The following is a 16,306-nucleotide window of genomic DNA, read 5'->3' on the forward strand; positions in this document are numbered from 1 at the left end:
GGTGTAGATTGTTTGCGATCCTGATGGCCGCTTGTGCGCGCAAGGCTTGGGAGGTGCAAACCTTAGCTTTGCCCAATCCTAGTGTGGCGTGCATGGTGCTAGATCAAAACTACCAGCTTTTAAGTCTGCAAGCCCACACAAAAGCCCACACCCCCCATGCCGAAGTGCGCGCCCTAGCAGAGGCGTTTAACGCGCTTAGTCCTACCCCCGCTCCTAAGGACATTGACCCCCTAGACAAGCAAGCCAACTATAACTTCCTAGCCCAAAATCATAGCGATCTTTTTAAAGAGTGCACCCTTTTAGTAACCCTAGAACCTTGCGACCACTTTGGCAAAACCCCTCCCTGCGCGGCGTTGTTGTGCGTGCTCAAACCTAAGCGCGTTATCGTGGGCGCGCGCGAACAAAACCCCAAAGCAATGGGCGGACTAAAACGCTTACAAGAAGCCGGGATTGAGGTTGTGGTGCTAGACTTACCCGCCTGCTATGACTTGCTCACCCCCTTTAAATGCCTCTCTAACAAAGGAGTGTTTAATCTTTTTAAAATCGCCACAAGACTAGATGGCAATTATCAGGGCAAGATTTCGGGGGCAAAGAGTTTAGCTTTCAGCCATAACCAGCGCGGAGTGGCTAATACTCTCATCATCTCAGGGCAGAGCGCGCGCACCGATCGCCCCCTGCTTGATCACCGCTTTGCTAATCCCCTCTATCAAGACCGCCTCTGTGATGTGGCGATTTTGAGCAGAAATCCTATTATAGATCGCACTCTGCCCCTCTTTGGCGTGAGTGGGCGCGCAGTGCAGCTATACACCCGCGTGCAGGATTTGCCTCTGCATTCTGGCTTTAATATTATCGAAGGGGGGTGGCATTTGCTAGAGAGTTTGCAAGATCATATTGATATGCTCTTAACTCATACCAACACCTCCCTAGAACCCCACCAGCCCATCCCCCACCACGCACAAGCCCACTTCACCCCCTTGCATGCCCAAATCTTAGACCACGACCTGCTCACATGGCACTCTTGCGGCTCTACCAACCCTTAAAAGGGTATGCCTACAATAGCGATAGCCTCTTTTTAGCCCATTTCGCCCGCCCCTTTATCAAAAAACACGCCAAACTCTTAGATGTGGGCGCGGGCTGTGGGGTAGTGGGATTATTGTGCGCTAGAGAATGGAGCAATCCCCTAGACTTGCTAGAAATTGACCCCAATTTGGCTTTTTGTGCTCAAAAAAACAGCGCACACGCCCCCCACGCACGCGTGATTTGTGCTAACTTTTTACAAGCCAGTCTTGATACTTACGATTGCATTCTCTCCAATCCGCCCTATTACCCTCAAAACAGCCCCCAAAGTCCTAACCCCCAGATTGCGCGCGCCACTAACCAAAGCTTTTTACCCTTAGATAAGCTGTGCGCTAGAGTCTATAGCCTTTTAAAACCTCAAGGCTACTTTATTCTCTGCTACCATGCCAGCTTGAGCGATGCCCTACTTTTTGCCCTGCAAAATGCCAAACTCAACCCTGTGAGTCTGCGCTTTGTGCATCCTTTTGCGCATAAAAAAGCCACTCTAGTGCTCTGCTGTGCGCGCAAGAGTTCTAAAAGTTTGCTAGAAGTGCAAGCCCCCTTAATCACGCACAACTCCAAAGATCAGCGCGATGTAACTGCGGAGGTGGCTAGCATTTACGCTTGCGCCCAAACTTACAGCATTAAGGCGCAAATTGGATAAAATCCCCTGCGCGCATTGCCAATTACTCTACCCCCCCCACGCCCTCAAAAAAGCCCCTAATCAAGACCTCTATTTTTGCTGTGCGGGCTGTGAGAGCGTGTATTTTTTACTGCATTCTTTAGAGCTGGAGAATTTTTATGACAAACTAGGAGATAAAACTCTCCAGCCTGTGCAAACTCCCCAAGACATTTACACCCATTATGACACCCCCCAATTCTTACAAGCCTTCAGCACGCCCTTAGAGGGGGGGTTGTTAGAGGTGGCTTTAATTTTAGAAAATATCCATTGTGCGGCGTGCATTTGGCTCATTGAACATGTGCTCTTAAAACAAGAGGGGATAGAGAGCGTGCAGGTCAATTACACCACGCATAGGGCGTATGTCCGTTTTGACCCCCAGCTCATCCTCCTCTCAACAGTGCTACACACCATTGAGGCGATTGGCTACCATGCGCGTATCTTTGATCCCAAAGTGCATGAAAGAGACGCAAAAAAACAATATTACCGCCACTATGTGGCTTTAGTGGTGGGCATTTTCTCTACCATGAATGTGATGTGGATCGCCATTGCTAACTACGCAGGCTATTTCTCTGGGATGGATACAAGTATGCGTTTTAAACTCAATATCGCCTCATGGATTTTAAGCAGTCTCACCCTCTTTATCACGGGCGCGGGGTTTTTAAAAGGGGCGTTTTATGGGCTCAAAAATGGCTTTTTTGGCATGGATTTAAGTGTGAGTTTGGGCGCGCTCACGACCTATATTTATTCCATCTACGCTACCTTTCACGCCCAAGAGCCCTATTTTGAATCGGTGAGTATGATTATCACGCTGGTTTTTATTTCTAAATTCTTAGAGCTTAAGGCAAAACATAGGGCTAATGCTATGCTAGATGGTTTGCAGGATAGTTTGAATCTGCAAGTCGTGCTCTTGCGCGAAGGGGAGGGGGGGGAGATAGAACGCTGCGTGGTGTCTCCTGAGCAGGTTCAAATAGGCGATCGCATCGAGGTGCTCAGTGGGGAGAGTGTGGCATTAGATGGGGTGTTACTGAGCGCGCACGCGCAAGTGAATAGTCAAATTGTCAATGGAGAGATCGCCCCTTTGAGTCTGCACGCCAATGATCCCATTCTCTCAGGCTATAGCAATGTGGGAGCAAGTTTTATCTACCGCGTGCATACCCCCTTTAAACAATCTTTTTTAAGCCAAATGGTGCGCCTCATCCAAAAGAGTTTCACCCAAAAGCCCCAAATTCAACTGCGCGCAGATAAGCTAGCCCAGCGTTTCACAAAGGTCGTGCTCCTCATCACTCTAGCTAGCTTGCTAGGTTGGGGTTTTTTAGGCGGGGTGTGGGAGCGCGCGCTAGTGGTTAGCGTGAGTGTGCTCATCATCGCCTGCCCCTGCGCCTTTGCCCTAGCTACCCCGATCGCTTTAGTGTTGGCAACTAATCGCGCTTTCAAGCAGGGGATTTTATGCAAACAAGCCGCAAGCTTAGAAACTTTAGCCAAAGTTACGCGCGTGTTTTTAGATAAAACCGGCACACTCACCACGCCCGCGCTCCAAGTGCAAGATTGTAAAGTTTATGCAGATTACAACCCCCATTGGCTTTTGAGCTTGCTCTTAAATAACCCCCATCCCATCTCTAAGGGAGTGCGTGCATGGATTGAGCAACACTTAGAGCCCCAAGCTAGCACCCCCTTAGAGTCTTTGAGCCAAGAAGTGGGGGGCTTAAGGGGGGTGATTGATGGGCATGTCTTATTAGGGGGGAGTGTGGATTACTTGCGCGCACAAGGGGTAGAGATTGCACAGCAAACTCAAGAAAGCCACTTTGCCTATAGCGTAGATGGGGAGCTTAAAGCCCTCTTTAGCCTGCACGCCCCGCTCAAACCCGACAGCTTGCAGAGTGTGCGCGCCTTGCAAAGCATGGGGCTAGAGTTAGAAATTTTAAGCGGGGATGCCAGCGTGCAGGCGCACCATATCGCCAAAACACTTAATATCCCCTGCCACGCCCCCTTGAGCCCTGCGCAAAAGCTAGAACATATCCAAAGCGCGTTAGCACGCGGGGAAATCGTGGCAATGGTAGGCGATGGGATGAATGACGCGCCCGCTTTGGCTCAAAGTCAGGTGTCTTTGTGCATGTATGAAGGGCATGATCTAAGCTTATTGCATAGCGATGTGATCTTGTTGAATACCTCTTTTACAAGCGTGCTTAATGCCTTTAAAATCGCCAAACAAGCCCATAGACGCGTGCACCAAAATTTGCTCATTAGCGTGCTTTATAACGCTTTGCTCATCCCTTGTGCGCTGTGTGGATTGGTAAATCCCCCTCTAGCCGCTTTGAGTATGAGCTTAAGTTCTTTATTGGTGGTGGGGAATAGTTTTAGAAAATTTTAATCCTGCAGAGCCAAAGTGCGCAAATAGCCATTTTCACTGAGCATCACATAGAGTCGTCCTAATACCTCTTGTTTGTCCTCTAAGTCTAATAAATCGCTCTCTTCGATCTTTTGCTTTAAAAGTCGCTCAATTTCTTTGGTGTCATAATCCAAATCCTCCAGCGCGTCCAAGATGGTTTGAGCTTCCATGATATTTTCAATATGGTAGGGTTCTTGACTATCTGTATCATGGATATACACGCAACACTCAGTAGGGTGGGTGAAGAGATTATGGCGCATGCCTAGCACCTCTTGATAAGCCCCCACTAGAAAAAAGCCTAGAAAATACTCCTCATCGCGCACATTCACATCATGCAAAAAGAGGGGCTTATTTTTATTAAAGCTAATCTCCCCATCGCTATCACATGTAATATCCCACAAACTTGCACTTCTAGTAGGCGCGCTCTCTAGTTTGTGCAGAGGCATCACAGGAAAACTCTGTTTCAAACCCCAATAATCGGGCAAACTCTGAAAAAAAGAGCAATTGAGCAAATAGCGTTCTTGCACCTGCTCTTGGATTTTAATGATGTCGTTGTGATCTTTATGGCTCAAAAACCCAATGGCTTTTTTGATAATGAGATGCCCTAGCACCTCCGCATTACTGCGATCTTGCAGATCAATATAACCCAAATCAAAGAGGGTAAAAAGCGATTCCATATGCTCTAGGCTGTCATGCAAATATTCAATGGCATTTTTAGCGTTGATATTATGATAGAGGTCCTCCATCTCTGCTACTAGGGGAGGGTTGTGCTCTTTGAGGTGTAAAATACTTTCATCATAATCTTGAGAAAAGAGTTCAAGCACGGGGGCGACTAAGACGGCATGCGTGGCACTAATAAAACGCCCCGATTCAATAAAAATATTAGGTTCTAACTCTTGTTTGTGTTTGACAATTTCTTTAAGTAAAAACACCACATCCCCGGCAAATTCTTCTAAGGTGTAATTGCGCTCGCATTGGTGTTTGTGCTGGGCGTATTCAATAGCTAACCCCCCCCCAATATTCACGCTATCTAAATTAAACGCTCCCATTTTGCGCAATTCGGCATAAATATTACCCGCTTCTTTAAGGGCTTTTTTTAGCGGAGTGATGTCGCTAATTTGGCTACCAATATGAAAGTGAATCATGCGTAGCTGTGCGGTGAGGGCGTGATCTTCTAAAAGGCGCATCGCTTCTAATAGCTCGGTGCTAGCTAGTCCAAATTTGGCATGAATGCCTGTGCTCTTAGCCCACATTCCCACCCCTGAGCTGTGCAAGCGCACGCGAATGCCAATTTTAGGGCAGAGTTTGCTACTGCTAATCCCACGCGCGCGCGCCACCTCTAAGATGGTCTTAAGCTCATTGAGTCCCTCAATGGTCAAAGTGATGTCAGCCCCCATGCTCGCAGCGATAAAACCTAGCTCAATCATTTCTTTATCTTTAAAGCCATTGACTGTAATAGGCGCGCCCTCTTGAATATAGCTCATCGCTAAAATGAGCTCTGCCTTGCTCCCTGCCTCTAAGCCATAACACCCATTAAATTGCTTAGAAATCTCCACTAAAGGCAACACAAAATGGGGCATGTGATTGACCTTGAGGGGAAAGACTGCCTTAAAAGCCCCGCTGTAGTTATATTGCTTAATCGCTTGTGAAAACATGTTAAAAAGCTTTTCAACCTGTTTGCCAATCAGATGTGGGAGACGCAAAAGCAAAGGTCCTTTAAAACCTTGCTCGCGCATGTCTAGCACGATGTCTAATAAGCTAGGCTTGCACCCGGCATTGATTTTAACCAAACCCCCCTCAATGAGAAAATCCTCTTTGCCCCAATAATCTAAGCCATAAGTTTGCATGCACACCCCTTAAAAGGGTGCAGTATAGCAAAAATGCCTAATCTTTACTCCTATCATGCCAGATGTAAGTCATTGTTGCAACTCCTGCAAACTCACCGGGGGGTTGTGGCTGAATTTGGAGTATTCTAGCAGGCTTAAAAGCACCTTTTCTACGGCTTTAAGCGTGGTGAAGTAAGAGATTTTATTTTTGAGCACCTGCATGCGGATGATTTTAGAATCTTCGCTCACCCGGTCGCTGGTATTGATCGCCATGTCAATCTGCTGGTTGAGCATGAAATCGGAGATATTAGGCCGCCCCTCAGAGATTTTAAGCACCTGCACGCTCTCTAGCCCCTCAGCTAATAAAGCCTTATGGGTGCCCGTGGTCGCATAAAGCTTAAAGCCAAGGCTCACAAAAGCGCGCATTAAGGGCATGGCGCGCTGTTTGTCGGTGTCTTTCAAGGAGACAAAGACATGCCCGCTGTGCCTGATCGGGTTGTTGCAGGCTAGTTGGGACTTATAAAAGGCTTCAGCAAGAGTGTAGCCCACCCCCGCCACCTCGCCCGTGCTTTTCATCTCAGGTCCTAGCACCAAATCCGCCCCGTAAAGTTTATTAAAGGGAAAGACGCTTTCTTTGACAAAGACATAATGCAAGGGCTTGGCTAAGAACAACCCCCCGCCTTTATTTTCTAGCCCCTTAAAGTCCTCTAGGCGTTGCCCTACCATCACGCTTATAGCCATCGCCGCAAGGTCTAACCCCAAAGCTTTAGAGACAAAGGGGACGGTGCGCGAGCATCTAGGGTTGATTTCTAGCACAAAGAGCTGGTTATTTTTATAGGCAAATTGGATATTAACAAGCCCTAACACCTGCAAACCCAAAGCAATTTTCTGACTCTGGCTATAGACCTCCTCTAAGAGCTCAGGGCTTAAAGCAGGGGGGATAAAGCAAGTGCTATCGCCGGAGTGAATCCCGGCCGGTTCGATGTGCTCTAGCACAGAGCACACAAACACGCTTGTTTGATCGCAAATGGCATCCACATCGAGCTCTAAAGCATCCTCTAAAAACGCATCCATTAAAAGGCTGGTTTCAAAATTGTAATTTTCTATGTAGTCCAAACACTCCTCTTTGCTGCGTAAAATGCGCATTTTCGCCCCGCCCAGCACAAAACTAGGGCGCAAGATCAAGGGCAAATCTAGCCTTTCTAAATACTCTAGGGCTTGGGTTTTGGAGTTGGCGCATAGCCCTTTGGGGTAGGCGATGTTGAGGCTATCGAGTAATTTATGGCATAAATCGCGCTCTTCGGCGATCTCAATGTTTTTAAAGGCGGTGCCTAACAAGGGGATATTGAGGGCTTCTAAGTCTTTGGCAATTTTAAGCGGGGTTTGCCCCCCAAAGCCCACCACCACGCCCAGTAGTTGATCCCTCTCGCGTGCCACAATCTCTAGCACATGTTCTAAAGTGATGGGCTCAAAGTAAAGCGTGTCGCTGGTGTCGTGATCGGTGCTAATGGTTTCTGGGTTGTTGTTGATAATAATTGGGCTTAGTCCCATTTTTTTAAGCGCAAGGCTGGCATGCGTGAGCGCGTAGTCAAACTCCATCCCCACCCCGATTTTATTCGCACTTGAGCCGATTAAAATGACCTTTTGGCGGGTGGATTTGGGGGGGTTGTGCGCGGTGGGAAAGGGGGGCGCATAGGTAGAATACAAATAAGGCGTGGGGCTTTTAAATTCGTTCGCGCTCAAATCCACTTGGTACATTTTAGGGTGCAAGTCTAGTGCCTCTCTAGCTTGGCGCACCTCTAATTCAGCGATACCTAAGAAACTAGCAATCAACGCGTCGCTTAAACCCATGCTTTTGAGTTTAAATAGAGCTTGTTTGTCGCTTAATAGAGCTTGTTTGTCAGCCTCTTTTAACTCTAATAAGGCTTGCACGATTTCGCTAATCTCATTTAAAAAATAAGGGTCAATATAGCTTAGATCATGCACCTCATCCACGCTTAAACCATCGCTAAAAGCGTGCATGGCATAAAGTAAGCGTTTGGGGTTAGGGCGGCGTAGTTCTTTTTTCAAAAACTCCAAATCTAGCGGGCTTTCTAAAAAGGCGTATAGATTTTTTAAGAGATAATCGCTCTCTAGGGCTTTCATCAAGCTCTCTTTAAAGCTCCCCCCAATGCCCATCACCTCCCCAATGCTCTTCATAGAAGTGCCTAGCGTGGTATCCACTTGGGGGAATTTCTCAAAGTCAAAATGCGGAATCTTGGTGATGATGTAATCTAGCGTGGGTTCAAAGCAAGTGGTGCTTTGGGTGATGTCATTTTGTATCTCCTCTAGGGTGTGCCCTAGAGCTAAAAGCGTGGCGACTTTAGCAATAGGGAAAAGGGTCGCCTTGCTAGCTAATGCCGAGCTTCTACTCACCCGTGGATTCATTTCAATCACCAATAAGCGCCTATCTTTAATGGCAAATTGCACATTCGCCCCTCCCGTATCTACGCCCACCGCCCGCAAAACCGCAAAGCTAGCGTCCCGCATGCGCTGGTATTCTTTATCGGTGAGTGTGAGCGCGGGGGCTATGGTGATGCTGTCCCCGGTGTGTATGCCCATCGGATCGACATTTTCAATACAGCACACGATCACGCAATTATCCTTACAATCGCGTACTACCTCCATTTCAAATTCTTTACAGCCTAACAAACTCTCCTCAATCAAAATTTCGCTAATGGGCGAGGCTTCTAGGGCAAATTTGGCTAAGTCCCTAAACTCTTCAATGTTAAAAGCGACAGAGCTCCCCTCCCCCCCCAGCGTAAAACTTGAGCGAATAATACAAGGAAAGCCCACCTCTTTAACCACGCCTAACGCCTCCTCCTCGCTGTAGGCATACCCTCCTTTGGGTAAATCTAGTCCAATGCCTAGCATGCACTCTTTAAACGCCCGCCGATCCTCTGCCTTTAAAATGCTCTCAATCTTAGCCCCTAAGAGTTTGACATTCTTAAGCGCGCCCTCAAAATGCCCCTGTTGGTGTAACTCCACCATGATGTTTAACGCCGTCTGCCCGCCCATGGTGGGTAAAATCGCCTCTATGCCCTCTTGCTGGATAATTTTAAGCACATTTGCCGTATTGATGGGCTCGATATAGGTTTTATAGGCGAGGGCTTTATCGGTGTTAATGGTGATAGGATTTGAGTTTAACAACACCACTTCATAGCCTAGGCTTTTAAGCGTTTTAAGGGCAATGCTAGAAGAGTAGTCAAACTCGCACGCCTGCCCAATGACAATGGGACCCGAACCAATGAGTAAAATTTTCTTAAAGTTTTGCATGGAGGGGATTATAGCAAAACTAGCATAGGGTTTTAGGGATTTTGGCTAGCCCCCTAAACTAGAGAGCATGCCAAAGTGAGTTAGTCCGGATACCAGCGGGGGCGTCTAGCTAGGCTATCACATTTATCAAACATAGAATATGCCTCTCTCACCTTAGAGATTTTCCAGCAATCGATATTTTGGTTAAAACGGCTACAACCGCTAAACATTTGTCCCATGTCTGTTACGCTAGAAGTGTCCCAATTATCTAAAGGCTGGTTGAAGTTCGAGCAATCCCTAAACATCCAACGCATGTTTTCCACGCTAGAAGTGTCCCAGTCGTTCAAGGGTTGGTTAAAACGCTCACAGCCATTAAACATGCCATGCATGCCTTTAACACTGGAGACATCCCAATTATTTAGGGGTTGGTTGAAGTTTTTGCAATTACTAAACATGTTCCACATATCTTCTACACTGGACACATCCCAACTATTCAAGGGTTGATTAAAACTCTCACAATACTTAAACATAGCCACCATATTTTTCACCTTAGACACATTCCAGCTAGAAATATCGTGGTTGAAATAGATGGCATCAAAAAACATCCCCCCATATTCGTTACATGTGAAGTGTCCCAGCTTTCTAAGCCTTCAAAATTTTGGCGTTCAAAGGGTGCAAGTCCGCCCCCCCCCCCCCCCCAGAGTAGTTAGAAAACACAAAACTTAAATCCGTAATCTTGCTAATGTCAATCTCGCCTAAATGCACGCTCTCATCGGCGACTAATTTTTTAAGCTCCTCCTTGCTTTGGGGGTGGTATTTTTTAGCCATTTTTGGTGGGGCTTTGGGGCTAGTGGGGGTATTTAAGGCGGGGTGATCTTTAAGAGCGGCTAGCACGCCCTCTATATCTAAGATATTTTGCTCTAAGGGGGCTAGAGAGTCTAACGCCTCTTTTGCACTGCTGGCTTGCTCTAGGCTGGCTAAAGGGGTGCTTAATTTAGCTCTAATGCGTTTGAGTTGGATGAGAGCTTGCTCTAGGGTGGAGTCGTCCTCTAAGCTAGCGTAATGCTCATCTAGGGCTTGGCTAAAATGAGCGATCGCTTCTAACAACGCGCTAAATTTGGCGTGCAACTCTGTAACTTCGGCTTGAATGTCTAAGCCCTCCTCTAGCACACTTTTAGCCAAACGGCATGCGCGCTTAGTGGTTTTGATCTCTTGTTCTAACTTTTCTAAGACTTGTTGCATGGCAATTCTCCCAAATAGAATAAGACACTATTATATCACAAACGGGCTCACTGCTCAGAAAACATCAGCAATCCATGTTACAATACTCAGGGTAATACATTTGAGAGGATGGGCATGCATAAACGCACTTTAATATTAGCTTTCTTGGCTGTGGGGCTGGCTTGGGGACAGGATTTTGCTAAGTTGAGCGATGAGGAGTTGCTTAAAATCGCGGGCACTCTGCCAGCTAGTCAGGCTCTTAACTACCGCATGGAAGTGGTGAAACGCTTGAGAGCACTTGATGAGGAGCACAAAAAAGAGTTTAAAAAGGCTTTTGCTCAGAGCGCACAAACAAATTTAAAAAAGATGAGTTGGAGAGAATTCTCCCACATGCGCGAGCAGGTGCGTGGCTATCTAGCTAAGGCTAAAAAGAAACACAGCTCCAAAGAGCTTGAGGCGATGGGTTTGAATATTGACATCTGCAAGGGCAAAGAACGCCGTGTTTGGTGTGCGCTTAAGAGCTCTCATTAGCATGTCCTGTTTAAAGAGTGATGGGTGTGCGTAAACTTCTAAGAAGTTGGACTTGGCGTGCCTAACCTTATTCTTGACTGGGTGAAAGAGACATTAGTAACTCCATCTTACATAGCTAAAGATGATGCCAAGAAAACAAGCCCCAATGAGGCAAAAACCAGTACGAGAGCTAGAGGCAAATAGCGCAGAGCCCAAAACCAAAAGCCATACCATAGGCATAGATAGAAAAACACCACTATGATTTGGGGATTGCGGATATTGTTAGGGTCAATGTAGAGCACAAAGATCACATATAACACTAGAAAGATTCCCAACATCAAATGCGTCCATCTCACACAAAAACATGCCCATAGTGTCGTGATCACTAGGGGCGGTAAATAGACCTTGAAGTCATAGATATGCGTATAGCCGTAAACTCTAAAGAGAAACAAGGAGAGGATCACAAGAGCCCAAGCCACCCCTATTGCAAGGGGTTTTTTAGGCCAACTCCCTAAGATTAGACTAGCTACATGCCCATAATACCAAATCCAAAGAGGCGTGAGAATATCCCCAAACATGAGTTTGACTTTGGGTGATTGCACAATGGCAAGACCATTGATAGCAGAGAGAAGCAAAAATAGCATACTCGTGGTGATGGCATGCAAGGGGTTAGCGCACATGATTTTTATTGCTTTCAAGCTAAATACACGCGCGGGAGGCGTTTAGTGAGCATGGTAATAGCTTCATAATTGATAATGCCTAAGATTTTAGCGATGTCTCCTGCTCCCATTGCCCCACTTGCAGGCTCGCCCAAGAGAATCACCTCATCGCCCTCTTGGGCTTTTATATCGCCCACATTGATAAAGCATTGATCCATGCACACCCCCCCGATGATGGGCACTTTTTGCCCATGCAAGAGCCCCCAAGCCTTGTTGCCCAAAATTTTAGAAAAACCATCCCCATAGCCTAAGGGTAAAACCCCTACGCGGGTATTTTTCATGCAATAGTAATCCTCTCCATAGCCCACCAGTCTGCCCGCTGGAATGTCTTTCAAGCTCACAATCTGGGCTTTGAGGGTGAGGACATGGCGCAGAGAAAATCCCTTTTTCTCTAGGGCATCTTGGGTGTATATGGAGGGGTGCAAACCATAGAGAGCCAAGCCCACGCGGGCTAAATTCATGCCATAGCTGGGCATGCTCAGTGCGCACGCGCTATTAGCCATGTGCTGGTATTTAAATTCTAATCCCATGCCTTTGAGTTGATCTATAAATTCTACAAAGCGCGTGGCTTGCTCATGGGCGTAAGTTTTATAGAGCGCGTCCGCATTGCTGTGGTGGGTGAAAATGCCCTCTAGTTCTAACCCTTTAAGCTGGGCGATCTTGGCGATTACAAGCGCGCTTTGCTGAGTGGGGAAAAAGCCCAAGCGACTCATGCCCGTATCCACTTTGATATGCACCTTGAATTTGCGCCCTAATTGGCATGCGACCTCAGAGAAATAGCGTGCCTGCTTTTCACAAAAGAGGGTTTGGGTGATATTGGCTTGGATGAGTCCTTGTGCCATATGGCTGGGGGTGAAACCTAGAATTAAAATAGGCGCTTTTTCAAAGCGCGCGCGCAATTCTAGGGCTTCATCGTAGGTAGCCACCCCCAAATACCCCGCCCCCTGCTCTATAAAAATACGGCTAGCTTCCAACACCCCCACCCCATAGGCGTTCGCTTTCACCACCGCCATAATAGTTATCTCATTCCCTAACAATGCGCGCATGACTTGGAAATTATGCGCTAGAGCGTGGGTGTCAATCTCCACATAGCTAGCGCGTGTGGGTTGCATAGACACCCTGTTGCAACGCGCTAAAGTAAGACTTGGTTTCAGCCAACACGACTTTATGGAGTAAGAGCAAAGCGATGAGATTGGGGATCGCCATCAGCGCGTTGGCGATGTCAGAAAAATTCCACACAAATTCTAACTTGGTGAGCGCGCCCACAAAAATACCTACCAAATAAAGCAGGCGGTAAGCGATGATGTAATTAGCCCCAAAGGTGAATTCCACACTGCGTTCTCCATAATAAGCCCAGCCCACAATGGTAGAATAGGCAAAGAAAATAATAGAGGCAAAGACAATCCAGCCCCCATTAGGGTAAAAATAACGCACACTCTCATAGGTAAGTAAATTCGCGTCATGGAGTTGGTGATAAACTGGGGTCATGAGCACCAATAGCGCGGTGGAAGTGCAAACGACCATGGTGATGATCAAGGGTTGTAACATGGTGATTAAGGCTTGTTTGACCGGGTGCGCGCTCTTAGAGGCAGCTGCCACAATAGCCGCACTCCCCATACCCGCCTCATTAGAGAAAAGTCCTTTAGAAACCCCGATTTGGATAATGCTCAATAAACTCACCCCTCCAGCCACGCCCCCTAAGAGCGGTTGGGGGTGGAAGGCTTGGGCGAGGATGAGTTGCAAAGCGTCTAAAGCCGCGCTAGGGTGGGTGAGCACGATATAGCAAGTGGTGAGCACATACAAGAGCACCATGAAAGGCGCGAAATAATCGCTAAACTTGCTGATAGATTTGATCCCCCCCATTAAGATTAGACCCGTAATAAAGGTGATGAGCACGCCTGAGAGCCAAGTGGGCATAGAGGCGTGGTGTAATAGAATAGAAGAAACAGCGTTTGCCTGAGTCATGCTCCCAATCCCAAAGGAGGCGATCAAAGTGAATAGGGCAAAGACAAAGGCGAGCTTGGGCATGTGTAACCCGTTTTTGATGTAATACATCGGACCGCCCTTGTAACCAAATTTGCCCACTTCACGGTATTTTAAAGAGAGCACCCCCTCAGCGTATTTGGTCGCCATCCCCACAATGCCCGTAACCCACATCCAAAAAATACTCCCCGCCCCTCCCATCACGATCGCTACAGACACCCCAATAATGCTCCCAATCCCCACGGTCGCCCCAATGGAGAGCATCAAAGAGGAGAATTGTGAAATGTCGCCATGGGAGTGTTTGTCGCGCGTGCAAAGCACTTTGAAGGCATGGAAAGCCTTGCTAAATTGAATCCCCTTGAGCAAAAGGGTGTAAAACAGCCCCGTGCCCACCAACAAGACTAATAAGGGTAAGCCCCACACCCACTCTCTGATAATTTCTAAAATGGAATTGAGGGTATTCATTCTCTAAAAAAGGCTGAAAAGAGCATAATATCCGCGCTCTTTTCATTGCAACCACAAGCGATCAATTCCGCGATGATCTTGCCCACCGCTGGAGCAAAGGTCATCCCCAGCCAGCCTAAGCCCGTGGCGTGAATCAAGTTGCTATAGTGCGCATCATAACCCAAATAGGGGATGTCATTGGGAGTAAGAGGTCTAAACCCGCTCCATTCTTGGACATTTTGCATCTCAAAAGGGCGCGTAAAGGTGGTGAAATTTTTCTTAATATTGTCAATTTGGGCGCGCACAACTCCGGGATCGTTCGTATTGAGCTCAAGTTTGGAAGTGATGCGCACGCTGTGGCGGCGCGGGGTCATGGCTAAAAAAATGTCGGCAAACAGAGAGGAAGTTTTAGGTTTGAGCTCTTCGGGCATTTCAAAAGTCAGACTATAACCTTTAGCTCCCATCATCAAAAAATCATTATGGGTTTTTTTGAGCAAATAAGGGCTAGCCCCAGTGGCTAAAATAATCGTGTCGGCACTAAACTTCCTGTGGTTAGTGGTGATCGCGCTGATCTTTTGGGTGTTAAACTCAAAGTCTAGCACTTCTTCGTTGTAATAAAACTCCACCCCGGCATTTTGTAAATACCCCTGTAAACTCTCCATCACTTCCCTAGCGTCCACATGGGCGTTTTCTTTTAATAACACACTCCCACAGATGTTTTCTTCGCGCGCTATGGGCATGTAGTCTAGCGTAGCTCTAGGATCAAAGATTTCATAGGTGTTAGGATCGTAATGCGCGCAGGCTTTGATCTTTTTCTCGAAGTTCTCTTTGAGCGTGTAGATCATCAACAACCCATCTTGCTTAAACCAAAAGTCCATGCCCTTGTCTAACATTTCATGGTAGATTTCCAAACTCATTGTGCCATAGCGTTCAAACAGAGCTAAAGTGCGCTTGAGAGATTTTGCGTTGGCACTCCTGACAAATTTCCATAGCCATTTGTAGAGTTGGGGATTGAGTCCCCAGTGGATATTCAAAGGGGCTTGTCCTTTGAGCATAAGCTTGAGTGTGTCGCACACCACGCCCGGGTTAGACAGAGGGGCTTTTTTAAAAGCAGAGAGCAGACCCGCATTGCCAAAGGAGGTCCCATCACTCCCATCTGTCTGTTCGATGAGAGTAACTTCACGCCCGGCGTGATGCAGGGCGTAAGCACAGCTCAAACCTACAATGCCACCACCCACCACCACGACATCTTTTTGCATGCCCTCTCCCTATTTTTGGGCGATGGCTTCTATTTCCACTAAGCCATCTTTGGGGAGTTTAGCCACTTGGAAAGTGGCACGCGCTGGGTAGGGCTCTTTAAAATAGCCCCCATAAATTTCATTCACTAGCGCAAAATCCTCTAGGTTTTTGAGCAAAATCGTGGTTTTGACCACCGCGCTAAAATCTAAGCCGGCTTCTTTAAGAATGGCGCGCATGTTCTCCATCGCCTGCTTAGTCTGCTCTTTGATCCCCCCTGTAAACTCCCCACTTTTAGGATCGATACCTAATTGCCCGGAGATAAAGACTAAGTTGTGGCTTACAACCGCTTGGGAGTAGGGACCAATCGCCTTAGGGGCGTTCTGGGTGCAAATTTCGATCTTCATGTGTGCTCCTTGAAAATAAAAAGCCCCATTATAGCAAATCTAGACGGCTATTTGATCTCTACATGCACGGGCTTGGCGACATTATGGCTCACTTCTTCCAATTTGGCATCAGCTTGTTCTCTTGTGTTATAGGGTCCAATTAAGTAGCGTTTTTGCCCATTGACGCTTTGTATCTGGTGGGGGTATTTCATGAAGGCTTCCATAAACTTAGGATTTGGTGTTTTGCTAAACACGCCCACCTGCAAGTAAAATCCTTTAGGCACGCCCTGCACTTGCGCCTTGGGGGCGTTTGGTTTTTCTCCCTTGACATGATCAAAGGGGATTTCTTCTGTTGTGTGGGGCTGGGGCTTGGTTGGGGGGGTGGGGGGGAGTTTTTAGCTCACTCTTGGCGACTTTAGGGGCTTCCTTAGGTTTTTTCTGCCACCTTTTTTAGACTCTATCTTGTGCTCTACCACCTTAGGAGTGCTCTTTTTGTGCTCCACCACTTTGGGGGGGGCTTTTTTTTCTCTATATTCTTGTGCGCTAATTTTTCATGTTTTTCA

At 47.2% G+C, this 16,306-nt stretch carries 14 protein-coding genes; 4 read left to right on the forward strand and 10 right to left on the reverse strand.

Going from position 1 to position 16,306, the window contains the following annotated elements; all coding sequences use genetic code 11:
* Window positions 1–8: 8 nt before the first annotated feature.
* The 3 genes from EAO33_RS05670 to EAO33_RS05680 are packed head-to-tail and all read left to right on the forward strand — an operon-like array spanning window position 9 to window position 4,106.
* A complete protein-coding gene (locus EAO33_RS05670) occupies window positions 9–1,040 on the forward strand; it encodes a bifunctional diaminohydroxyphosphoribosylaminopyrimidine deaminase/5-amino-6-(5-phosphoribosylamino)uracil reductase (protein WP_235853084.1) in 1,032 nt (343 codons plus the stop codon).
* The gene (locus tag EAO33_RS05675) at window positions 1,010–1,720 is read left to right on the forward strand and encodes a tRNA1(Val) (adenine(37)-N6)-methyltransferase (RefSeq protein WP_205589515.1); all 711 of its coding nucleotides are present in this window, start codon (window positions 1,010–1,012) and stop codon (window positions 1,718–1,720) included. The genes EAO33_RS05670 and EAO33_RS05675 overlap by 31 nt, the downstream gene beginning before the upstream one ends.
* The gene (locus EAO33_RS05680) at window positions 1,713–4,106 is read left to right on the forward strand and encodes a heavy metal translocating P-type ATPase (RefSeq protein WP_120945802.1); all 2,394 of its coding nucleotides are present in this window, start codon (window positions 1,713–1,715) and stop codon (window positions 4,104–4,106) included. The genes EAO33_RS05675 and EAO33_RS05680 overlap by 8 nt, the downstream gene beginning before the upstream one ends.
* On the opposite strand, the gene speA is transcribed toward EAO33_RS05680, so the two are convergent.
* The 4 genes from speA to EAO33_RS09475 form a co-directional block, all read right to left on the reverse strand.
* Window positions 4,103–5,971, reverse strand: a complete 1,869-nt coding sequence (speA, locus tag EAO33_RS05685) for an arginine decarboxylase (protein WP_120945804.1) — start codon at window positions 5,969–5,971, stop codon at window positions 4,103–4,105. The genes EAO33_RS05680 and speA overlap by 4 nt on opposite strands.
* A 69-nt stretch (window positions 5,972–6,040) precedes the next feature.
* Window positions 6,041–9,274, reverse strand: a complete 3,234-nt coding sequence (gene carB / locus EAO33_RS05690) for a carbamoyl-phosphate synthase large subunit (protein ID WP_407920468.1) — start codon at window positions 9,272–9,274, stop codon at window positions 6,041–6,043.
* 71 nt (window positions 9,275–9,345) lie between these two features.
* Window positions 9,346–9,849 (reverse strand): BspA family leucine-rich repeat surface protein, encoded by a 504-nt coding sequence (locus EAO33_RS09470; RefSeq protein ID WP_235853085.1) that lies wholly within the window; start codon window positions 9,847–9,849, stop codon window positions 9,346–9,348.
* Window positions 9,850–9,886: 37 nt separating this feature from the next.
* Entirely contained in the window at window positions 9,887–10,486 is a 600-nt protein-coding gene (locus EAO33_RS09475) for a hypothetical protein (protein ID WP_235853086.1), read from the reverse strand.
* 114 nt (window positions 10,487–10,600) lie between these two features.
* On the opposite strand from EAO33_RS09475, the gene EAO33_RS05700 reads away from it, so the two are divergent.
* Window positions 10,601–10,996 carry a DUF1104 domain-containing protein gene (locus EAO33_RS05700; RefSeq protein ID WP_120945808.1) on the forward strand — a complete coding sequence of 132 codons (396 nt, stop codon included), beginning with the start codon at window positions 10,601–10,603 and terminating at the stop codon, window positions 10,994–10,996.
* Between the two features lie 107 nt (window positions 10,997–11,103).
* On the opposite strand, the gene EAO33_RS05705 is transcribed toward EAO33_RS05700, so the two are convergent.
* Genes EAO33_RS05705 through EAO33_RS05730 form a run of 6 tightly spaced genes read right to left on the reverse strand, consistent with a single transcriptional unit; the run spans window position 11,104 to window position 16,027 of the window.
* Window positions 11,104–11,655, reverse strand: coding sequence for a hypothetical protein (locus tag EAO33_RS05705; RefSeq protein ID WP_120945810.1), 552 nt, complete (start codon window positions 11,653–11,655; stop codon window positions 11,104–11,106).
* Window positions 11,656–11,669: 14 nt separating this feature from the next.
* Entirely contained in the window at window positions 11,670–12,806 is a 1,137-nt protein-coding gene (gene alr / locus EAO33_RS05710; RefSeq protein WP_120945812.1) for an alanine racemase, read from the reverse strand.
* Window positions 12,787–14,142: an alanine/glycine:cation symporter family protein gene (locus tag EAO33_RS05715; RefSeq protein ID WP_120945814.1), complete on the reverse strand. Its 1,356-nt coding sequence runs from the start codon at window positions 14,140–14,142 to the stop codon at window positions 12,787–12,789. The genes alr and EAO33_RS05715 overlap by 20 nt, the downstream gene beginning before the upstream one ends.
* The gene (locus tag EAO33_RS05720) at window positions 14,139–15,380 is read right to left on the reverse strand and encodes an NAD(P)/FAD-dependent oxidoreductase (protein WP_120945816.1); all 1,242 of its coding nucleotides are present in this window, start codon (window positions 15,378–15,380) and stop codon (window positions 14,139–14,141) included. The genes EAO33_RS05715 and EAO33_RS05720 overlap by 4 nt, the downstream gene beginning before the upstream one ends.
* A gap of 9 nt (window positions 15,381–15,389) precedes the next feature.
* Complete coding sequence (locus EAO33_RS05725) at window positions 15,390–15,764, reverse strand: RidA family protein (RefSeq protein ID WP_120945818.1); 375 nt, start codon at window positions 15,762–15,764, stop codon at window positions 15,390–15,392.
* Between the two features lie 47 nt (window positions 15,765–15,811).
* On the reverse strand, window positions 15,812–16,027 hold the full coding sequence (locus tag EAO33_RS05730) for an SPOR domain-containing protein (RefSeq protein ID WP_235853087.1): 216 nt from the start codon (window positions 16,025–16,027) through the stop codon (window positions 15,812–15,814).
* Window positions 16,028–16,306: the final 279 nt, after the last annotated feature.

Source organism: Helicobacter labacensis (genome assembly GCF_003660285.1).
Classification (GTDB): Bacteria; Campylobacterota; Campylobacteria; order Campylobacterales; family Helicobacteraceae; genus Helicobacter; species Helicobacter labacensis.

Excerpts from the sequence above, each read along its gene's own strand:
- EAO33_RS05675 (WP_205589515.1), top strand. The coding sequence starts at position 1,010 with ATGGCACTCTTGCGGCTCTACCAACCCTTAAAAGGGTATGCCTACAAT.
- speA (WP_120945804.1), bottom strand. The coding sequence starts at position 5,971 with ATGCAAACTTATGGCTTAGATTATTGGGGCAAAGAGGATTTTCTCATT.
- EAO33_RS09470 (WP_235853085.1), bottom strand. The coding sequence starts at position 9,849 with ATGTTTTTTGATGCCATCTATTTCAACCACGATATTTCTAGCTGGAAT.
- EAO33_RS09475 (WP_235853086.1), bottom strand. The coding sequence starts at position 10,486 with ATGCAACAAGTCTTAGAAAAGTTAGAACAAGAGATCAAAACCACTAAG.
- EAO33_RS05700 (WP_120945808.1), top strand. The coding sequence starts at position 10,601 with ATGCATAAACGCACTTTAATATTAGCTTTCTTGGCTGTGGGGCTGGCT.
- EAO33_RS05705 (WP_120945810.1), bottom strand. The coding sequence starts at position 11,655 with ATGTGCGCTAACCCCTTGCATGCCATCACCACGAGTATGCTATTTTTG.
- alr (WP_120945812.1), bottom strand. The coding sequence starts at position 12,806 with ATGCAACCCACACGCGCTAGCTATGTGGAGATTGACACCCACGCTCTA.
- EAO33_RS05715 (WP_120945814.1), bottom strand. The coding sequence starts at position 14,142 with ATGAATACCCTCAATTCCATTTTAGAAATTATCAGAGAGTGGGTGTGG.
- EAO33_RS05720 (WP_120945816.1), bottom strand. The coding sequence starts at position 15,380 with ATGCAAAAAGATGTCGTGGTGGTGGGTGGTGGCATTGTAGGTTTGAGC.
- EAO33_RS05725 (WP_120945818.1), bottom strand. The coding sequence starts at position 15,764 with ATGAAGATCGAAATTTGCACCCAGAACGCCCCTAAGGCGATTGGTCCC.